The organism is Streptomyces termitum, from assembly GCF_014650175.1.
GTDB lineage: Bacteria > Actinomycetota > Actinomycetes > Streptomycetales > Streptomycetaceae > Streptomyces > Streptomyces termitum.
On the sequence record NZ_BMUL01000011.1, the window covers coordinates 122,540 to 141,945 of the forward strand.

Consider the following 19,406-nt stretch of genomic DNA (forward strand, 5'->3'; position numbering starts at 1 on the left):
GGGCGGGCGTCGTCAGGGACGGTCGGCGCGGTCGACGCCGTCCCACAGGTTGTCGTACCAGGGCCGGTCGTCCGGGCCCCGGTCGGCGCGGGGCCGGTCGGCGGCGGCCGGGTCGTCCACGGTGAAGCCGGTCTCGCCGGGGAGCACGTAGTGGAGGTGTTCGCGGGCGAGGCGGCGCACGTAGGCGGGGTCGCGGAGGCGGGCCTTCTCGTCCCGCAGCTCCTCGACCCGCCGGGCGGCCTCGGCGGCCTCGCGCTCCTGCTCGGCGATCTCGCCCTGCTGGGAGACGTAGCTCCTTATGGGATAGGCGAGGGCGACGACGAGGGAGCAGACGACGAGGGCGAGGAAGGCGGCGCGGCCGGTGAGCCGGGAGCGCCGGGCCTGGCGCCGGGTCTGGGAGCGGTAGACGCGGGCGGCGGTCTGCTCGCCGAGCAGCCTGATCCTGGTCGCGGTGGAGAACCGGTCCCGGTCCTTCGCGGCCATGTGGTGTCGCCTCCCTGTCTGCCGGTGTCCCTCAAACGTGCGTCCCCGCACACGGTACGGGACCGGGTGCGGGGACGGACGGAAGCTGCCGTGCCGGAAGGGCTCAGCCCTTGAAGCGCGGGAAGGCGCTGCGGCCGGCGTAGACCGCGGCGTCGTCGAGGATCTCCTCGATGCGCAGGAGCTGGTTGTACTTGGCGACGCGCTCGGAGCGGGCCGGGGCGCCGGTCTTGATCTGGCCGCAGTTGGTGGCGACGGCGAGGTCGGCGATGGTGACGTCCTCGGTCTCGCCGGAGCGGTGGGACATCATGCACTTGAAGCCGTTGCGCTGGGCGAGCTCGACGGCGTCGAGGGTCTCGGTCAGCGAGCCGATCTGGTTGACCTTGACCAGGAGGGCGTTGGCGGACTTCTCCTCGATGCCGCGGGCGAGGCGCTCGGGGTTGGTGACGAAGAGGTCGTCGCCGACGAGCTGGACCTTGTCGCCGAGCTTCTCGGTGATGACGTTCCAGCCGGCCCAGTCGTCCTCGAAGAGCGGGTCCTCGATGGAGACGAGCGGGTAGGCCGCGACGAGCTCCTCGTAGTACTCCGTCATCTCGGCGGCGGAGCGCTCCTTGCCCTCGAAGAGGTACTTGCCGTCCTTGTAGAACTCGGAGGCGGCGACGTCCAGGGCGAGGGCGACGTCCTTGCCGGGCACGTAGCCGGCCTGCTTGACGGCCTCCAGGATGAGGTCCAGGGCCTCGCGGTTGGAGCCGAGGTTCGGCGCGAAGCCGCCCTCGTCGCCGAGACCGGTGGAGAGGCCCTTGGTCTTCAGGACGGCCTTGAGGGTGTGGTAGACCTCGGTGCCCCAGCGCAGCGCCTCGGAGAAGGACTCCGCGCCGATCGGGGCGATCATGAACTCCTGGATGTCCACGTTGGAGTCGGCGTGCGAGCCGCCGTTCAGGATGTTCATCATCGGAACGGGCAGCAGGTGCGCGTTCGGGCCGCCGAGGTAGCGGAAGAGGGGGAGGTCGCTGGCCTCGGAGGCGGCGTGCGCGACGGCGAGGGAGACGCCGAGGATGGCGTTGGCGCCGAGCGACGACTTGTCCGGGGTGGCGTCCAGGTCGAACATGGCCTGGTCGATGAGGCGCTGCTCGGTGGCGTCGTAGCCGACGAGCTCCGGGCCGATCTGCTCGATGACGGCGAGGACGGCCTTCTCGACACCCTTGCCGAGGTAGCGGTTCTGGTCCCCGTCGCGGAGCTCCAGGGCCTCGAACGCACCGGTGGAGGCACCGGACGGGACGGCAGCACGGCCGGTGCTGCCGTCGTCGAGGCCGACCTCGACCTCGACCGTGGGGTTGCCTCGGGAGTCCAGGATTTCCCGGGCTACGACGACGTCGATGGACGGCACGAGCATCTCCTTCTGGGATGTGACGCTGGGTGTGACGCATACGGTCGCAAGGTCTCGTTCGCCTTGCGACATGAGCCTAACCGGCTCCGGCGGTCCGGCCAGCCGACCGCCCGTCCCCTGGGACGAAAAAGGTCCCAAGGGCGGTCATCGGGTGACGAAAGACCCCGGACCTACTGGACGGTAACGGCAGAACCCCGGCCCCGGACCCCCGTCGGAGAAGGGGGTCCGGGGCCGGGGAGGTCACCGCGGGAGGGTCGTCGGGCGCCGGTGAGCCGCCGGACTCACCGGGGCCGTCCGGGTCACTTCAGGTGGAGCTGCTGACCCGGGTAGATCAGGTCGGCGTCGTCGACGACGCTCTTGTTGAGGTCGAAGAGCTTCGCCCAGCCGCCCTGGACGCCGTGCGCCTGGGCGATCTTGCTGAGGGTGTCGCCGGCGACGACCCTGTACTTGCCGTCGCCCTTGGCGACCTTCTTGCCGGTGGGGGTGGTGACGGTCTTCTTGGCGGCCTTCGGGGCGGCGGCCTTCGGAGCGGGCTTCGGGGCGGCCTGCTGCTTCGGGGCCTGGCGCTGCTGGCTGCGGTTGGCCGGCTGCTCGGCGGTGCGCTCCGGGGCGGCCTGCCGCTTCGGAGCGGTCTGGCGCGGGGCGCTCTCGGCGGCGCCGCCGTCGTAGGAGGCGCGGGAGAGGCCGACGCCGCAGCTCGGCCAGGCACCCTTGCCCTGGCCCGCGAGGACCTTCTCGGCGACGGCGATCTGCTGGGACTTCGACGCCATGTCGGCGCGCGGGGCGTAGGCGGTGCCGCCGAAGGCGGCCCAGGTGGAGCTCGTGAACTGGAGGCCGCCGTAGAAGCCGTTGCCCGTGTTGATGGACCAGTTGCCGCCGGACTCGCACTGGGCGACGCGGTCCCACTCGGAGGAGGTGGCGGCCGAGGCGGTGCCGGCGGCCATCAGCGGGGCGGCGACGGCCGCACCGGTGACGCCGACGAGGGCGACCACGCGGGTGGCCTTGGAGGGACGACGACGCTTGCCCGTGCCGGAGAACAGCATGAGTTTCCTCTTCACCGACGCCTGTGAGGTGAGCTGTCGGGTTCGGGCTTGAAGAGTTCGCCCGGCCGCACGTCCTTGCGTGCGGCTTCACCCCTAGCCGATCCGGCGGCCGTCCTCGCGGACGGCCGGGACCGGCACGAACCTTGGGTCCCCCACTCCTGCCTACGGCGCTTTCGCGACGACTGTTCCCGGCGGCCGACGGCAGGACTCGGCGTTTCGGTCGACGGGGCCCGCGGTGGCGAGCGGTGATGACCGTAGCCACACACCTGCTCGAAGTTCAAAGACCCTTACGTCGGACAAATCACCCTTCCTTGCACTCCGTCAGACCTCGTTTGCCCAGGTGGGGACTGACGGGAGCAAAGTTTGCGGGCGCGACACGCGAGGTGAGGCGAAGAGAGCCATGTCTCATTTTCATAAAAGCGGACATAAGGCCCTGAAAGGGGCTCACTTCTGGGCCGGAAGGAGTGTCAGATCCAGGCTCTGACCAGGGAGGATGAGATCCGGGTCGACGCCGACCGTCTGACGGTTGGCGTCGTAGAGGGCATCCCAGCCACCGGGAAGATCGTTCTCTTGCGCAATGCCCGACAGGCTGTCACCCGGCCGCACGGTGTAGGCGCCACTCGCGTCCCCCTTCGTGGGAGTTGAGGCGACTTCACCCTCGGATGAGCCATGCTTCCCGGAATCCTGCGAAGTGTCCGTTACGCCACTTTCCTCCTGGGCGGCCTCGCCCCGGTGCTTGCCCTTGCCGGGCGTCTCCGACGCGGCGTCAGGCGCGCCGGACGCGTCCGTGCCGGGGGGCGTGGGGGCGAGCGGGTCCAGGGGGGCGTCCGGGTCCGCGGTGCCGGGCGCGGTGGCGCCGGGGGCGGTCGGGGTGTCCGTCGGCGACGGGGTGGCGGAGCCGCCCTGGCCCTCGGGGGCGGTCGGCGTCACCGGGGCACCGGGGGTGCCCGGCGCGGCGGGCGTGGTGGGCGCGGCCGGGGAGGTGGTGGACCCCGCCTTCCGCTCCTCCTGCGCCGCCTGCCCCGGCTTCCCGCCCCGCTGCCCCTCGGCGTCCGGGACGCGCCCGGCCGCCGGGGTCCCGGCGGAGGAGCCCCCGGTCCAGTTCGACTCGGGCGCCACGCCGCCCTCGTCCTCCTCCTGGACGGCGGGGCCCGGCCGGACGCCGGTCGGCTTCCCGTCGTTCTTCAGGCCCGCGATCGGGGCGCAGGTGGCCCAGTCGGTGCTGCCGGCCGCCAGCGCCCGGTCGGCGATGGTGATCTGCTGGGCGCGGCTGGCCAGGTCCGGGCTGGGGGCGTAGGCGAGCCCGCCGTGCCGCTCCCAGGCATCCTGGGTGAACTGGAGGCCGCCGTAGGCGTCGTTGCCGAAGTTGGCGCTCCACTGCCCCCCGGACTCGCAGGCGGCGACCCGGTCCCAGGTGGCGGCGTCGGCGGCGGAGGCGGAGCCGGTGGCGAGCAGCGGCAGCGCCAGGGCGGAGCCGGTCACTCCTGCGGTGACGACGAGCGCGGGGGCCTGACGGGGGCGACGGTGTCGTCCGTTTCCGGAAAGCATGGAGGGGCCTTTCACGTGACGGCTGGGACGGCGGCGAACGCTGGCGCGAACGTAGCCGCATTCGAACGTCCGTCACAAGTCGATGGCTGCCCGATCACGCGAAGATCACATTTCTGACACGCCGTCACCCGTGGTGCGGGGGTGCGGAAGGGGTGAACTCCACCGGAAGCGTGCGCAATCCCCTCATGATGAGGCCGCCGCGCCACCGCAGTTCGTCCGGATCCGCGCCAAGTCGCAGGTCCGGCAGGCGGGTCAGCAGCCTCTCCAGCGCCGTCCGGCCCTCCAGGCGGGCGAGCGGCGCGCCCAGGCAGTAGTGGATGCCGTGCCCGTACCCGAGGTGCTGGTTGTCCTGCCGGCCGAGGTCCAGGACGTCGGGCGCGGCGAAGCGCTCCGGGTCCCGGTCGGCCGCCGCGAGCACCACCAGGACCGGGTCCCCGGCCGGGATCGGCTGCCCGCCGATCACCAGGTCGGCGGTGGCGTACCGCCAGGTCGCCAGCTCGACCGGCCCGTCGTACCGCAGCAGCTCCTCGATCCCGGTCTCCAGCAGCCCGGTCTCCCCCGCGGCCAGCGAGGACTGGAGCCGGGCGCGCTGCTCCGGGTGGCGCAGCAGGGCGTGGGCGCCGTTCCCGATCAGGTTGACGGTCGTCTCGAAGCCGGCGAAGAGGAGCACGAAGCACATGGCGACGGCCTCGGCCTCGGTGAGGTGGTCGCCGTGGTCGGAGGCCCGGATGAGGCCCGAGATGAGGTCGTCGCCGCCGCCGTCGTCCCGCCGCAGCTCCTCGCGCTTGCGGTGGATCAGCTCCGCCAGGTAGCCGCGGATCTTCTTCACCGAGCGGGCCACGCCGCCGCGCGGGCCGCCGCCGTGCCGGATCATCATCCCGGCCCAGTCCCGGAAGTCGTCCTGGTCCTCGGCGGGCACGCCGAGCATGTCGCAGATGGCGTAGATGGGGAGCGGGAAGGCGAACTCGTGGATGAGGTCCGCGCTGCCGCGCTCCGCGAAGCCGTCGATGAGCCGGTCCGTCAGCTCCCGCACGCGCGGCGCGAAGGCGGCGACGCGGCGCGGGGTGAACGCCTTCGCCACCAGCCGCCGCAGCCGGGTGTGGTCCGGCGGGTCGATGTTGAGGAGGTGGGTCATCAGACCGGCGCTGCGCTCGCCCGGGATGCCGGTCTTGCCCGGTTCGGCGTGGTGCGCGGGGTTCTTCGACAGCCGCTGGTCGGCGAGGGCCTGCCGGGCGTCCGGGTAGCGCGTGACGAGCCATGCCTCGACCCCGCTGGGCAGCCGGGTCCGGTGCACCGGCGCGTGCTCCCGCAGCCAGGCGTACGCGGGGTACGGATCGCTCGCGAACTCCCAGCTGAACAGGGCGGGTTCGGGCCCGCCGCCGACCGCCCCGCCACCGACCGGGCAGCCGGACGCCGGTCCCGGGGCGGGGGCGGGGGCGGACACCGGGGCGGGCGCCGGGTCAGGGCCGGAGGCGGGTGCCGGTTCAGAGTCAGGGCCGGGATCGGGTGCCGGGGCGGGGCTGGGGTCGGGTGCCGGGGCGGGGCCGGAGGCAGGTACCGGGTCAGGGCCGGAGGCGGGAGCGGGGGCCGGGTCGGGGGCCGGGTCGGGGTGGGGGGTGGGTCCTTCGCGCACCCGCCGACCGTACCGTCCGGCCCCCGGCGTCCCAGCGCCCGACCTGACGCATCACCGCCGCGTGACCGCGCGGTGACGCCGTGTGCCCCTACATTGCCCCGCGTGGACCTCGCCCTGCTCCGAAGCGCGTTCGCGGTCGTCGAGAGACGCGCCGAGCACACCGTCACCTATTTCTACGCGCACCTCTTCCACCGCAACCCCCGGGTGCGCGCGCTGTTCCCCGCCGACCTGGCCCCGCAGCGCGACCGGCTGTTCGCGGTGCTCGCCGAGGTGGTGGCCCGGTTCGACGACCCGGGGCTGCCCGGCTACCTCGGGCGGCTCGGCCGCGACCACCGCCGCTTCCTCGCCACCCCCGCCCTCTACGCGGCCGTCGGCGAGAGCCTGCTCGCCGCCTTCGCGCAGACCGCGGGCGCCGCCTGGACGGTCGAGGCGGAGAAGGCGTGGACGGAGGCGTACGCCCGGATCACCGAACTGATGCTGCGCGGCGCCGAGGAGTCCGTACGGGAGGGGGAGCCGCCGTGGTGGGAGGCGGACGTGGTCCGGCACGAGCGGTACGGCGGCGACCTGGCCGTCCTGACCCTGCGGCCCCGGCGGCCGTACCGCCACCGGCCCGGCCAGTACGCGGGCGTCGCCTCGCCCCGGGTGCCGCGCGCCTGGCGCACCTACTCGCTGGCCGCCGCGCCCCGCCCGGACGGCACGGTCGAGCTGCACGTGAGCCGGGTCCGGGGCGGGGCGACCAGCACCGCGCTGGTCACCGCGACCCGCCCCGGCGACGTGCTGCGGCTGAGCGCCCCCGGCGGCGGGCTCGTCTCCCGCACCCCGCCGGGCGCGCCCCGCACCTACATCGGGGCCGGGACGGGCTGGGCGCCGGTGAAGGCGCTCCTGGAGGAGGCGGCCGAGACCGACCCGGGCGCGCGGGGCCGGGTCTTCGCGGTGGCCCGCTCGCGGGAGCTGCTGTACGGGCGGGCCGATCTGGAACGGCTGGCGGCCCGGCTGCCCGGACTGCGCGTCACCTACATCGCGGCGGCGCCCCGGCACCCCCGCGCCCAGGCCACCGAGCGGCTGCTGACCGCGCTGCGCAGCCGGGGCGGCTGGGCCGACCACGACGTCTATCTGGCGGGGCCGCCGGGGCTGCTCGCCGAGACCGCAGAGGTGCTGGCGGAGCTGGGCACCGATCCGGCGCGGGTGCGCCACGACGCGCTGCCGCCGGTCCGCCGCCCGGCCGTCCGCGCCCTCTCCCCGGCCGAGCGGCTGCTCCTCCCGCCCCCGGCCCGCTGGCACGACCCGGCGGCACGCACACACCTGGCCCTGTCGGACAGGGCCTAGGCGCGGCGGGTGAAGCGGTTCACAGTCCCTCTTCGGCCCGGATCGCGTCCCGGTAGGCGCGGGCCGCCGCGCGCAGGGCGGCCTCGGGGTCGACGCCCTCGGCCTCGGCGCGGGCGGCGAGGGCGAGGAGCTCGTAGCCCACGCCCTGTCCCCGGGGCAGGGGGACGTCGAGGGCGGCGGTGCGGACGCGGCCCGCGAGCTTGGCGGCGAGCGCGAGGCCGGGCTGGCCGACGGGCACGCCGTCGGTGACGGACGCGCGGCGCTTCTCGACGGCCTTGGCGCGCACCCAGAGGGCGCGGACGTCCTCGGGGGTCTCGGCGGTGGCGTCGCCGAAGAGGTGCGGATGGCGCTGGATCAGCTTCTCGACGAGGGTCCCGGCGACGTCGTCGACGGAGAAGGGCTCCTCGGCGTCCTCCTCGGCGATCCGGGCGTGGAAGACGACCTGGAGGAGGACGTCGCCGAGCTCCTCGCGCAGTTCGCGCCGGTCGCCGGTCTCGATCGCCTCGACGAGCTCGTACGTCTCCTCGATGGCGTACTTGGCGAGGCCCTGGTGGGTCTGGCGGGAGGACCAGGGGCACCGGCGCCGGATGAGGTCCATGACCTGGACGAGGTCGAGGAGGCGGGCGCCGGGGAGGTCGTACGAGCCGGGCAGCAGCTCCAGGTCGGGCATGGCGGTCCGGCCGGATCCGGCGAGCCGGGCGAGGCCGTCGGTGAGCTCCCGGTCGCCCTCCCCGGAGGGCAGCACGAGGACGGTACGGCCTCCGGCGCAGGCGGCGACGAGCTCGGCGGCGGCGGGGCGGGCGTGCTCGACGGCGACGCCCGCCTCCCGCAGGTACGGCAGCTGGGGGTGGGCCTCGTCGCCGCAGAGGACCCGGTCGGCCTCGCGCAGCGCCTGCCAGGCGGGCCAGGACAGCAGTCCGGGGGCGACGCGGTGGCTGGTGGTGAGCAGGACGACGCGGCCGGGGTTCTCGGAAGTCACCCTCCGAACCTACCGTTCCTCATCAGTGAGCAGGAGTGAGTCTTGGACCCATTCCTGCTCACTGCGGACATCCCGAACGGTTGTGGATGTCCTGGTCGCCCGCGTTCTCGCCGCGTCCGGCGGCACGGATCGTGTCCGTGGTCCGGGGATGCGGGGGCGGGGTCCCTCACGCCCGAGGGCTGCCGGTCGGGCCTGAACGGTCCGATGCCCCGCACGATCGCTCCGGTCGTGTGGGGGCGGTGCCGTCCGTCGCCGGATCGGGTGCCCTTGGGCGCGTCGTCCGATCGCGATGCTCGCCGCATCGTGACGGGTGGTCTTGCGGGTGTTGCTGGTGAGGGGCTTCTGCCAGTGCTGGGCGCCCCACTTCGAGGTGTACGCGGGATCGACGGCGATGATCGCGATACCGGTCTGGTCGGCCATCGATGTGAGACGGGCGCGGAGTTTGCCGGTGGGCATGCCGGAGATGAGCCGGCGGAAGCGCCGGCGCCGGCCGTGCTTCTCGCGGGTCTTCTCCGCGGCGAAGTCCAGGTCCTCCACGGCGATAGCCTTCACGCCGCAGGACCCGGCCCAGTTCAGTAGCCGCGACAGGGCATGCCTGACCTGGGCGTCACGGTGGTCAGCGGTGCCGGTGAGGTCGTAGAAGAAGCGGCGCGGTGCGCCGATCGGGTTGCCGTGGGCGTCCAGGCGCCAGGCGGCGAGGTGGTCGGCGTTGGTGTCCACGCCGACCACGCCCTGGGCGAGGGCGGCCTCCAGCGGAATCGTCTTCGCGGGCGGGATCTGCCAGGACGCGGTGAGATACCAGCGTCCTCGGTCCACGTCCAGGTGGATGCGGTAGGCGACGGCCCGGTCAGCCTCGATACGGTCGGCCCACTCGGTGCCCCGGTGCGGGAAGCGGACCTTCGCGGCCAGCACGTACCGGCCGTGCCGAGCGTTCGCGTACTCGGCCAGCGGTGCGGGGAGCTTGATGCTGACCTCACCGTCGGGCGTGACGCGGATCGTCTCGTTCCCGTGGTGCTTGCCGGACTCGCCGTCGGCGGCGAGGAACCAGCGCTCTGCCTCCCACCGCTGCCGCCACTCCGTTTCGGTGAGCTCCGCCGCTTCGAGGTTGTGCCGGTTACGAGCCAGGTGCTTTCCGCCGCGCACCACATGCACGACGCCCTTCTCACGGTCGGCGCGCTCATGCTCCAGCCGGTCCTCAAGCGTGGCCGGACGACGGGTCTTCGCGTGCCACTCCCGCTCGCTGCGGTATCCGCCCGGCGCCCTCTTGGTTCCCCTCTCCCCGATCGGCTGGGACAGTCGATGCGTGATCGTCTTGATGCCGGCTTCGAGGCCCTGGATGTGGGCGAGCTGACAGCGGCGGGACAACGCCCACTGATCGTGCGTGGCCTTCGTGATCGACCCGGCCCAGCGCGAAGACGACTCGGCGGTCAACTCCCGCTTCCTCGCCGCCCATGTGTCCGTGGAGTGCCCCGAACCGCCCTGGCAGCGCGTCTTGAGGTCGCGAGACGCGAGCGACCCGAGGTGTGCGCCGACCAGGCGCAGCACCTTCTCATCGGTCGCGGTGAGGTGCCCCAGCCGGTCGCGGATCGCCACACCGGTAGGGCCGAGGGCAACGAACGGCGCATCAATAGTGCGCAGGTCACCCATGCTCGGCGGCCTCCAACGCCTTTCGCGCCCGGTTCTTCGCCGACCTACGGCCGTACAGGCGAGCGCAGAACGAGGTCAGCACCTCCACCATGTCGCGCACGAGGTCGTCTTCGACTTCGCCTTCGTCAAGGACCAGCAGACGCCGGCCGGATGCGGACAGGGCGGCTTCGACGAGTTCGACGTTCATCCGGCCGAGGCGGTCCTTGTGCTCGACCACGACCGTGGTGACGGCCGGATCAGCGAGCAGGCGACGCGCTTTCGAGCGGCATCCGTTCATACCGGAGGCGATCTCGGAATCGACCCGCACCACCTTGTGCCCGGCCTTCGCCGCCCACGCGGACAACCGCGCCACCTGGCGCTCCAGATCGGCCTTCTGGTCGTGGGAGGAGACGCGGGCGTACAGCCCGAGGCCGCCCACAGCTTCCGGCGTGGTATTGGCCTCGATGTTCACCAGGATCGTGCGTGGCCCGACCCGCTGAGCCGGTACCGGCAACGTCCCCTCACGGAACCAGCGATACGCGGTCTGCGGATGCACGCCCTGCGTCTTCGCCCATTCCGTCAGATTCACGCTCCGACGATGACACTCACTCATACATGGTTACGCTCACTTGCCCGCCTTCGAGGACCAGCAGGTGGAGACCCCGCCCGGCCGCCGCCCCGGCCCGGGGCGGCGGCCGGGCGGACCGGACGTCAGCCCGGGAGCTGCTCGGCGCCGGCGGCGCTCTGGTCGGGGGTGACGCGGGTCAGCCAGGGGGTGGTGTCCTTGCCGCCGTCGAGCTGGACCTTGGTGTCGTCCCAGGCGCCGTAGCGGGGGTTCACGTCGATGGCGAGGGCCTTGGAGGCGGTGGAGAACAGCTCCTGGAGCCGCTTCTGGCCCTCGGGGGTCTCGGTGATCCCCTCCTTCTCGATGATCTTCGTCATGAGGACGTTACGCCGGACGACGTCGTCGATCTGGCCGGGGGCGACGCCCTGCTGCTGGAGCAGGACGGCGGCGAGTCCGGCCTCGCCGCCGTTCTGGCGGACGAAGGCGGCGCGGGTCTGCTGGAGTTCGCCGCGCTCGGCGGTGACGCCCGCGTCCGAGGCGACCCGGCCGAGGATGCGGTCGAAGATCATGGCGTTGAGCTTCTGCCGGCCGAGGTCCCCGGTGGCCTTGATCATCTGGGCGCCCTGGGGGGACGCGGACTGCGCGTCCCGGGCGGCCTTCACCTGGGCCTGGAGACTGGAGACGTCGATGCGCTCGCCGCCGACGACGGCCGCGGCCCCCGGATGGGCGTCGCTGCCGCACGCGGTGAGCAGCGGGGCCGCGCCGAGGAGCGCGGCGGAGACGGCGAGTGCGGTGCGGCGGGCGGAACGGCGGCGGTCGCGGCGGTGCAAAGGAGCCTCCCGGGCTGGTCGTGCGTCAGTTGGACGACCTTGCGAAGATCGATGGTAGGGAGTCGCCGGGGCCGTAGCCACCACTTCGCACGGACAACTTGCCCGTCACCGCGTCCCGGTGGTCACTTCCGGACGACCGTCTCCCACAACGAGGCACCCGCCGCCCGGGTGTCGGCCGGGGCTGTGCCGGTCTCCCGGCCCGCGTGCGTCTCCGCCACCAGGTAGTGCGGGCGGCGCTTGACCTCGTAGTAGATGCGGCCGACGTATTCGCCGATCAGGCCGACCATGACCATCTGGACGCCGGCGAGGGCGGTGACGGCGACGAGGAGGGTGACGTAGCCGGGCGTGTCGACGCCGCTGGCGAGGGCGACGGCGACGATCCAGGCGGCGTAGGCGAAGGCGACGCCGACGAGGAGGAGGCCGAGGTAGACGGCGGCCCGCAGCGGCTTGTCGTTGAAGGAGATCAGGCCGTCCAGGCCGTAGTTGAGGAGCTTGCCGAAGGTCCACTTGGACCGGCCCTCCTCGCGCACCGCGTTCTCGTAGGAGAAGGTCGTGGTGCGGAAGCCGACCCAGGAGAAGAGGCCCTTGGAGAAGCGGTTGTACTCCCCCAGGCCGAGGACGGCGTCCACGGTGCGGCGGGAGAGGAGCCGGAAGTCGCCCACGCCGTCGACGAGTTCGACGTCGACGAGCCGGTTGATGGCCCGGTAGTAGAGGCGGGCGGTGAGGGTGCGGGTGACCCGGTCGCCCTCGCGGGTGCGGCGGGCGACGACCTGGTCGTACCCCTCGCGGTGCAGGGCGACCATGCGGTGGACCAGCTCCGGCGGGTGCTGGAGGTCCGCGTCCATGATCACGACGGCGTCGCCGGCCGCGTGCCGGAGGCCGGCGAGCATGGCGGCCTCCTTGCCGAAGTTGCGGCTGAAGGAGACGAAGCGGACCCGGTCGGGGTCGGCGGCGGCGAGGCCCCGCAGCAGCGGGAGGGTCCCGTCCCGGCTTCCGTCGTCCACGTAGACGATCTCGAACTCCCCGTCGAGAGCCGAGAGTTCGTCGGTCACGCGGGCGTGGAAGCGGGTGAGGACGTCCTCCTCGTTGAAGCAGGGGACGACGAGAGAGAGCAGCACATCCCACACCCAAAGCGGGTCCGGTGTCCCGCCCGGTCCGCCCGGATGACGGCGAAACGGCCATTGCGTGAACGGCCCCGCGCCGCCCGTCCCCGACCGGCCCGGCACTGCGATATTCGAACGCGCCATGCGAACCGCTCAGCGAACCACCCCCCGCCCCGTCCCCCGCCCCGCCGCCGTCCGCGCGGCCCGCGCCGCCCTCGCCGGCCGCCCGTCCCGGGTCACCGCCGCCGCCTGCGCGCTCGCCGGACTCCTCGCCGTCACCGCCGTCACCGCCGGGGACGCGGTGGCCCGGATCTTCCCCTTCGGGCCGCGCCACCGGTCCGTCAACGACCTCGCCAACCAGTTCGTCCCCTTCCACGCGCGCCTGTGGGACCTGCTGCACGGCCGGGCCGACGGCCTCCTCGTCGACTGGCGGGCGGGCTGGGGCACCAGCCTCCTGCCGGACTACGGCACCTACCTGTCCAGCCCGCTCGCCCCGCTGGTCGCCCTCGTGCCGCGCGAGAACATCGAGTACGCCGTCTACGGCCTGACCCTCCTCAAGACCGCGCTGGCCGCCGCCGCCATGGCCTTCCTGCTGCGCCGCCTCTCCACCACCCCGGCCCCCTGGTGGCCCGCGGTGCTCGGCGCCGCGTACGCACTGTGCGGCTGGTCGCTGGCGGAGGGCGCGTACAACCCGATGTGGCTGGACGGCCTGATCGCCCTGCCGCTGCTCTGCCTGACCGCCGAGTGGGCCCGGGAGGGCGTCCGCCCGCTGCTGTCCGTGCTCACCGTCGCCGCCTGCTGGACCGCGAACTTCTACACGGCCTGGATGGCGACCCTCGGCGCGGCCCTCTTCCTCCTCACCCGGCTGGCCGCCACCGGCTCCTTCCGCCCCCGGACGGTGCTACGCGCCGCCGTCTCCACCGCGCTCGGCACCGCCCTCGCCGCCCCCGTCCTCCTCCCCGTCCTGCTCTCCACCCGGACCGCCCACCCGGGCGTGGTGCGGGACTTCGCGGCGGCGGACGGCGCCGACCTGGCCGCGCGGCTGCTGCCCGCCACCTACTCCTTCTCCTCCCCCGCCCTCTTCGTGTGGACCGGGGTGCCGCTGCTCGCCGCCGCGGCGCTGTTCCGGCGGGACGTGCCCGTGGCGGAGCGGTGGCTGTGGCCGGGGCTCGCGGCCGCGGTCGCCGCGAGCGCCCAGTGGGGGCCGAGCCACCTGGTGTGGCACCTCTTCACCACCCCGAACGGCAGCCCGTACCGGCAGACCTTCGTCCTCGCCGGGCTCCTCGTCGTCGCCGCGCACGCCGGGCTCGTGCACGACCCGCCGCCGCGCCGGGCGCTGGCCGGCGGGGCGGCGGTGGTGCTGGCGCTGACGGCGGCGGCCCTGCCCAGCCCGCTGGCCGGGCGGCCGGCGCTGCTCGGCGGGCTGCTCGGGCTCGCGGCCGTCGCCGGGGCCCTGCTGCTGCCCCGCCGGGGCCGGTCCGGGCTGCTCGCCCTGGTCCTGGTGACCGGCACCCTGCTCGGGCAGGCCGCCGCGACCACCGCCCACGCGGACCGGGCGCGCCTCGGCCACCTCGACGACTATCCGCCGTACGGGCCGGAGCACGCCCGGCGGGCGGCGGCCCTCGCGGCGGCCGACACCTGGCCCGCCCGCCGCACCGACTCCGGCCTGCCCCGGGTCGCGGGCAACGACCCGCTGCTCCTCGGCGGGCAGGGCGCCGCCTACTACAGCAGTCACACCCCGGCCGTGCTGACCGGCCTGCTCACCGGGCTCGGCGGCGGCTGGACCTCCCGGGGCCGCAACCTCCACAGCCTCGACAACCCGGTCACCGACGCCCTGTTCGCGGTGGGCGCCCGGTGGCGGGACGGCGCCGTGGTCCGGACGGAGACGAGCCTGCCGCTGGTGACGGTACGGCCCCCCGGCCGCCCCGCGCCCGTCTTCGGCCCGTCCCCCTTCCGCAACCAGGAACTCCTCCTGGGCGCCCGGGTGTACGGCTCCGCCGAGGGCGGTGCCTGCCCGGCCGGCACCGAGGTCTTCCTGTGGGCGCCGGAGCGCACCGGCCCGGCCCGGCTCGGCGGCCGGGCCCCGGTGCGGCTGCTCGGCGGCGGGCCCAAGCGGCGGGCGGCGCTGGTCTCGCTGGGCTTCCAGCCCGCGCCGGGCGTCCGCCCCGAGGTCCCGGCGGGCCGGGGCCCGGCCGAGCTCGGCTGCCTCGACCACGGGCGGCTGCGGGCCGCCGTCGCCGCGCTCCGTCCGGGGGCCGCGCTGTCGGTGACGCCGACCGCCGCCGGGCTGCGGGCGGTCCTCCCGGCGGGCACCACCGGCACGGTGGTGGTCGCCGCCCCGGCGATCCCGGGCTGGAGCTGCCGGGGCGGCCCGGTGGAGCCGTACGCGGGACTGCTCGCGGTCCGGGTCTCCGGCGCCTCCTCGCTGGACTGCTCCTTCCGGCCGCCCGGCCTGCTCCCGGGGCTCGCGGCCGGGGGCACGGCGGCGCTGGCCCTGCTGCTGCGGCCGGCCGGGCGGCGGTGGGCTCAGCGCAGGGCGGGCAGCGCGAGGACGGCGGTGAGGTAGCCCGCGAGGGCGGTGAGGACGGCGAGGAACAGCCGGACCGCCAGGAGCCCGGGCGGGCGGGCGGGTTCACGGGCGGGTGAGGGTGCAGGTGCCGTTCTCGCAGGAGCGTGTGAGGCGGCCCCGGGAGACCGTCTGGACCAGGCCGATCGTCCAGCAGACCGGGCAGCCGCGCAGGGCGATCAGGCCGAGCGGGGCCACCAGCAGGACGAGTGGTCCGGCGAGCGGGACGAGGGCGACGGCGGCGGCCGTGGGGCCGAAGCCGAGGAGTCCGCGCAGCAGGTGGCGGGGGACGGAGGAGCTGGCGAAGTCGGGGCCGGTCCTCATGGCGCCACCCCCTCGGCGGCGAGCGCGGCGCGCAGGGCCGTACGGGCCCGGTGCAGGCGCGACTTCATGGCGGGGGTGCCGATGCCGAGGGCGCGGGCGACGGTCCGGCCGGGCAGCCCCCGCACGTCCCGCATGATCAGGACCTGGCGCTGGTCGCGGGGCAGGGCGCCGATGGCGGCGGCGATCCGCTCCGCCTCCAGGCCCCGCAGCGCGGCCTCCTCGGCGGAGGGCTCGGCGCCGCCGCCCGCCTCCCCGCCGTCCCAGCCGTCCCCGCCGTTCCAGCCGTCCCCGGTCGCTCCGGCCGCCCCGGTCGCCCCGGTCGCCGTGGGGAACGGCGGCCGGAGGCGCCGCAGGCACTCGTTGCGGACGATGCGGAACATCCAGGAGGCGAGGGCTCCGGTCGCCCGCAGGGTGCCGATCTTCCGGTAGAGGATGATCAGCGCCTCCTGTGCGGCGTCCTCGGCGTCTTGAGGGGTGGCGCACAGCGAGCGGGCGAAGGTCCGCACGTGCGGCTGCGACTCCACGACCACGGCGGTCAGCGCGGGCACGTCGCCGGTGCGCGCGGCCTCGATCAGGCGCGCGTCCGGCCAGGCGGTGCGGCGGCCCATGTCAGCCCCGCTTCCCGAAGCGGCGGGTCAGGTGCCAGGCGCAGGCGCCGATCAGCAGCGCTCCGGCCGCGGCGACGACGGCGATCGTCATGTCTGTCCTCCTCGTACGGGCCCGGCCCCTGCGGCCGGCCCCACGGGGATAGGAGCCGGGAACGCGCGCGAAGGATTCGCCCCGGCGGCTACGGGCGTACGTAGGGCACGGTCAGGATCTCCATGTTGTGGCCGTCCGGGTCGGCGAAGTAGGCGCCCCGGCCGCCGAAGAGGCGGTTAGTCTCGTGCGGGCGGGTGCGGTCCGGGTCGGAGTAGTAGGTGACCCCGGCCGCCTCCAGGCGGGCGATCATGCCGTCGAACTCCGCGTCGGGGACGAGGAAGGCGTAGTGCTGCGGCTGGATGGGGCCTTCGGGCGCCTGGTAGTAGTCGAGCGTCACCCCGTTGTCGAGGTCGAGGGGGAGGAAGGGCCCGAAGGGGGCGCCGACGGTGCGGCCGAGGACACCGGCGAGGAAGCGGGCGGAGGCGGCGCGGTCGGAGGCGTGGACGACGGTGTGGTTCAGCTGGATCCCGGGGGAGGCGTTGTCGTGGGTCATCCCGCCGACGGTACGCGGGGCGGGCCGGGGGCGTACAACGGAGAACGGCCGGAAGCGTTCGCTTCCGGCCGTTCGCGCGGCCCGTTCGCGGGGCACGCGCGCGCGTGGGGCGTGGTTACTTCTTGACCTCGGTGAGGCAGAGCACGAACTTCATCGACTCCAGCTGCTGCGCGAGGGCGGCGTAGCCCTCGCCGCACTTGTTGACGTCGAAGGTGTCCTCGTGGACCTGCTCGACCTTGTAGAGGTCGGCCTTGCCGGAGCCGCAGTCGGTCTTGTCGACCTTGGGGTCGTTCTCCTCGCCGGTGACGACGACGCACTCGCCGACCTTGGCGTGGACCGGGGCGTCGCCGGTGAGGTAGGGCAGGCCGAACTTGACGCCGACGGCGATGATGATCGCGACGATGACGCCGCCGACCTTCTTCAGCGCCTTCTTGCCCGCGCTGGGGGCGGCCGGGGCCTCGGGGGCGCCGAAGTGCTGCGGCTCGGGGGTCTGGGGAGCGGCGGGCGTCGTCATGGCTGATTCCTTGATGGAGTGGACACGATCAGACGCGAACGTTACAACCCGCAAATAAGACAAAAGTGATAGTCAAGATCCACTTCCTGACTCTTTGCGGAGTCGTGATCCTGGCAGCCCGTCAGAGCCCCATCCGCCGCTGGTGTTCCAGCACCCGCCGCAGCTCCGCCGCCAGCGGGTGGTACGGCCCGTACAGCCGCTCCGCGTCCAGCAGCAGCCGGTGCAGCTCCGCCCGGCCCGCCTCGTGCGCGCCCGTCGCCATCAGCAGCAGCCCGGTGCGCCGCCGCACGTCGAAGGCGCGCCCGGGGTCGTGCGCCGCGTCCCGCTCGAAGGCCGGCAGGACCGCCCGGAACTCCGCGAGCGCCCCGGCCGCGTCCCCCACCTGCTCCAGGCAGAGCGCGATGTCGTAGCGGAACCCGGCGTCGTCCGGGTCGTCCGCCGCGAGCCGGCGCAGCTCCGGCAGCGCCCGCCGGTACTGCCCGTCGTCCATCAGCGTGGAGGCGTACTGCTTGCGCAGGATCCGCACCACCGGCGAGCCCTCGCCGTGCTCGGCCGCCGCCACCGGCAGGATCCCGCCGAGCACGTCCACGGCCTGGGTGAGCGCCCCCTCGCCGAGCAGCCGCTTCGCCTCGTCCACGGCGGCGGCCACGTCGGGCCGGGCGGGCGCGGGCGGCGGGGCCGGGGCGTGCGCGGGCACCGGCGGCGCCGAGGGCACCGACACCCGGGGGTCGGGGACGGCCGCCCGGACCGCCCGCTCCCGGGGCGCGGCCGGCCAGGGCGCGTGCGGGCGCAGGAAGGGCCGCGTCGGGTCCATCGGCCCGGCCGGGGCGCCGCGCGCGGGCAGCAGCGGCAGCAGCGCCTCGTACACCTCGTGCGCGCCGCCGGGGCGGGCCGCCGGGTCCTTGGCGAGGAGCCGCAGCACCAGCGCCTCCAGCGCCTCGGGGACCTCGGGCCGCACCTGGCGGATCGGCAGCGGCGGCTCGTACAGGTGGCGGTGGAGCACGCCGAGGGCGGTGGAGCCGGCGAACGGCACGTTCCCGGAGAGGAGTTCGTGCAGCAGCACGCCGAGCGCGTACAGGTCGGTCTGCGGGCCGACGGCCCCGCCCATGGCCTGCTCGGGCGCCATGTAGGCGGGGCTGCCGATGGGCGAGCCGGTGTGCGTGAGGCGGGTGGTGTCGGAGTCGAGGACGGAGGCCACGCCCAGGTCGAGCACGGTGACCGAGCCGTCCGGGCGGACCATCACGTTCCGCGGCTTGAGGTCGCGGTGCACGATCGGGACCGCGTGCACGGCGGCGAGCACCGCGCACAGCTGGGCGGCGACGCAGACCGCCCACGGCCAGGGGTACGGGTCGTGCTCGGCGAGGTGGTCGGCGAGGTCGGCGCCGTCCACGTACTGCATGACCAGGTAGAGGTCGTCGGCGTCGCTGCCCGCGTCGTGCACGGTGACCAGGCCGGGGTGGTCCACGCGCGCGGTGACCCGGCACTCGCGGACGAAGCGGCGGCGCAGCTCGTCGGCGGCGGTCCGCGGGCCGGTGAGGGCGGTGGGGCTGAGCAGCTTGACCGCGACCCGGCGGTCGAGGCGGGTGTCGTACCCGGTCCACACCTGGCCCATGCCGCCCTGGCCGATGACGGTGGCCAGCTCGTAGCGTCCGCCGACGACCCGGCCGTTCACTTCTCCCCGTCCCCGCGCAGGAGGTCGCTCAGCTCGTCGAGCTCGGCGCGGACCTGGTCGATGCGGGGCGTCGGCGGGGGCGTCGCCGCGGGCGGTCCGGGCGGCGGCGCGGGCAGCGGGTGCGGGGCCGGGTGCGGGACGGTGGCGGCGTACGGGTTGGGGACCTGCGGGCCGTACGGCGCGGGCGGCGCGGTGGTGCCCGCGGCCGGGTACCCGTACCCCGGCGGCGGGTACGGGGCGGGCACCGGGGCGGCGGGCGCGCGGTGGTGCCGGATGTCGGCCGCCAGGTAGTGCCAGACGACGGCGACCGCCATGACGATCACCAGGCCCGCCCCGGCGTCGCTCCGCCAGGAGTTCGCGAACCGCTCCTGGAGCAGCACGAAGCAGCCCACGGTGAGGGCGAGCTGGACCCAGAACAGGGCCCAGTCGCGGGGCGTGCGCCGCATGATGGCGAGGCGCAGCATGGCCACCCAGGCGAGCAGCCCGAGGGAGAGCACCACGGCCGCCGTCACCACGACGCGGACGGCGACCGTCCCGGCGGACGCGCCGCCGGGTCTCCTCCCGGGAACGACCGGCTTCTCTCCGTACACGCGCATCCCCCCAAGGACTCCTGACCGG

The 19,406-nt window shown here is 74.4% G+C and carries 18 protein-coding genes and 1 riboswitch; of the genes, 2 read left to right on the top strand and 16 right to left on the bottom strand.

What is annotated here, in order from left to right; all coding sequences use genetic code 11:
- Window positions 1–12 precede the first annotated feature (12 nt).
- The 5 genes from IE219_RS21270 to IE219_RS21290 all read right to left on the bottom strand — a co-directional run bounded on the left by IE219_RS21270 (window position 13) and on the right by IE219_RS21290 (window position 5,902).
- Window positions 13–483, bottom strand: a complete 471-nt coding sequence (locus IE219_RS21270) for an FtsB family cell division protein (RefSeq protein ID WP_189979825.1) — start codon at window positions 481–483, stop codon at window positions 13–15.
- A gap of 103 nt (window positions 484–586) precedes the next feature.
- On the bottom strand, window positions 587–1,873 hold the full coding sequence (gene eno / locus IE219_RS21275; protein ID WP_189979827.1) for a phosphopyruvate hydratase: 1,287 nt from the start codon (window positions 1,871–1,873) through the stop codon (window positions 587–589).
- 293 nt (window positions 1,874–2,166) lie between these two features.
- Window positions 2,167–2,910: a LysM peptidoglycan-binding domain-containing protein gene (locus IE219_RS21280; RefSeq protein ID WP_189979829.1), complete on the bottom strand. Its 744-nt coding sequence runs from the start codon at window positions 2,908–2,910 to the stop codon at window positions 2,167–2,169.
- A 3-nt stretch (window positions 2,911–2,913) separates the two neighbouring features.
- A riboswitch (cyclic di-AMP (ydaO/yuaA leader) is annotated at window positions 2,914–3,090 on the bottom strand.
- 264 nt (window positions 3,091–3,354) lie between these two features.
- The gene (locus IE219_RS21285; RefSeq protein ID WP_189979831.1) at window positions 3,355–4,458 is read right to left on the bottom strand and encodes a transglycosylase family protein; all 1,104 of its coding nucleotides are present in this window, start codon (window positions 4,456–4,458) and stop codon (window positions 3,355–3,357) included.
- A gap of 124 nt (window positions 4,459–4,582) precedes the next feature.
- The gene (locus IE219_RS21290) at window positions 4,583–5,902 is read right to left on the bottom strand and encodes a cytochrome P450 family protein (protein ID WP_189979833.1); all 1,320 of its coding nucleotides are present in this window, start codon (window positions 5,900–5,902) and stop codon (window positions 4,583–4,585) included.
- 291 nt (window positions 5,903–6,193) lie between these two features.
- On the opposite strand from IE219_RS21290, the gene IE219_RS21295 reads away from it, so the two are divergent.
- The gene (locus IE219_RS21295; RefSeq protein ID WP_189979835.1) at window positions 6,194–7,417 is read left to right on the top strand and encodes a globin domain-containing protein; all 1,224 of its coding nucleotides are present in this window, start codon (window positions 6,194–6,196) and stop codon (window positions 7,415–7,417) included.
- A gap of 19 nt (window positions 7,418–7,436) precedes the next feature.
- On the opposite strand, the gene IE219_RS21300 is transcribed toward IE219_RS21295, so the two are convergent.
- The 5 genes from IE219_RS21300 to IE219_RS21320 all read right to left on the bottom strand — a co-directional run bounded on the left by IE219_RS21300 (window position 7,437) and on the right by IE219_RS21320 (window position 12,535).
- Window positions 7,437–8,396: a nucleoside triphosphate pyrophosphohydrolase gene (locus IE219_RS21300; protein WP_189979837.1), complete on the bottom strand. Its 960-nt coding sequence runs from the start codon at window positions 8,394–8,396 to the stop codon at window positions 7,437–7,439.
- Between the two features lie 9 nt (window positions 8,397–8,405).
- Window positions 8,406–10,043 carry a transposase gene (locus IE219_RS21305; RefSeq protein WP_189979839.1) on the bottom strand — a complete coding sequence of 546 codons (1,638 nt, stop codon included), beginning with the start codon at window positions 10,041–10,043 and terminating at the stop codon, window positions 8,406–8,408.
- A complete protein-coding gene (locus IE219_RS21310; RefSeq protein ID WP_189979841.1) occupies window positions 10,036–10,611 on the bottom strand; it encodes an IS607 family transposase in 576 nt (191 codons plus the stop codon). The genes IE219_RS21305 and IE219_RS21310 overlap by 8 nt, the downstream gene beginning before the upstream one ends.
- A 122-nt stretch (window positions 10,612–10,733) precedes the next feature.
- Window positions 10,734–11,417, bottom strand: a complete 684-nt coding sequence (locus IE219_RS21315; protein ID WP_189979843.1) for a SurA N-terminal domain-containing protein — start codon at window positions 11,415–11,417, stop codon at window positions 10,734–10,736.
- Window positions 11,418–11,539: 122 nt separating this feature from the next.
- Window positions 11,540–12,535: a glycosyltransferase family 2 protein gene (locus tag IE219_RS21320; protein ID WP_189979845.1), complete on the bottom strand. Its 996-nt coding sequence runs from the start codon at window positions 12,533–12,535 to the stop codon at window positions 11,540–11,542.
- Window positions 12,536–12,662: 127 nt separating this feature from the next.
- On the opposite strand from IE219_RS21320, the gene IE219_RS21325 reads away from it, so the two are divergent.
- Window positions 12,663–15,086 (top strand): YfhO family protein, encoded by a 2,424-nt coding sequence (locus IE219_RS21325; protein ID WP_189979847.1) that lies wholly within the window; start codon window positions 12,663–12,665, stop codon window positions 15,084–15,086.
- 66 nt (window positions 15,087–15,152) lie between these two features.
- Here the strand turns inward: IE219_RS21325 and IE219_RS21330 are convergent, their stop codons facing one another.
- From IE219_RS21330 to IE219_RS21355, 6 genes are all read right to left on the bottom strand, one after another.
- Window positions 15,153–15,410: a hypothetical protein gene (locus IE219_RS21330; RefSeq protein WP_189979849.1), complete on the bottom strand. Its 258-nt coding sequence runs from the start codon at window positions 15,408–15,410 to the stop codon at window positions 15,153–15,155.
- Window positions 15,407–16,018, bottom strand: coding sequence for an RNA polymerase sigma factor (locus IE219_RS21335; protein WP_189979851.1), 612 nt, complete (start codon window positions 16,016–16,018; stop codon window positions 15,407–15,409). Before IE219_RS21335 ends, IE219_RS21330 begins: the two co-directional genes overlap by 4 nt.
- 179 nt (window positions 16,019–16,197) lie before the next feature.
- On the bottom strand, window positions 16,198–16,602 hold the full coding sequence (locus IE219_RS21340; protein ID WP_189979853.1) for a VOC family protein: 405 nt from the start codon (window positions 16,600–16,602) through the stop codon (window positions 16,198–16,200).
- A 115-nt stretch (window positions 16,603–16,717) separates the two neighbouring features.
- Window positions 16,718–17,116, bottom strand: a complete 399-nt coding sequence (locus tag IE219_RS21345; protein ID WP_189979855.1) for an LppU/SCO3897 family protein — start codon at window positions 17,114–17,116, stop codon at window positions 16,718–16,720.
- Between the two features lie 121 nt (window positions 17,117–17,237).
- The gene (locus IE219_RS21350; RefSeq protein WP_189979858.1) at window positions 17,238–18,788 is read right to left on the bottom strand and encodes a serine/threonine-protein kinase; all 1,551 of its coding nucleotides are present in this window, start codon (window positions 18,786–18,788) and stop codon (window positions 17,238–17,240) included.
- The gene (locus tag IE219_RS21355; protein ID WP_189979860.1) at window positions 18,785–19,384 is read right to left on the bottom strand and encodes a hypothetical protein; all 600 of its coding nucleotides are present in this window, start codon (window positions 19,382–19,384) and stop codon (window positions 18,785–18,787) included. Before IE219_RS21355 ends, IE219_RS21350 begins: the two co-directional genes overlap by 4 nt.
- Window positions 19,385–19,406: the final 22 nt, after the last annotated feature.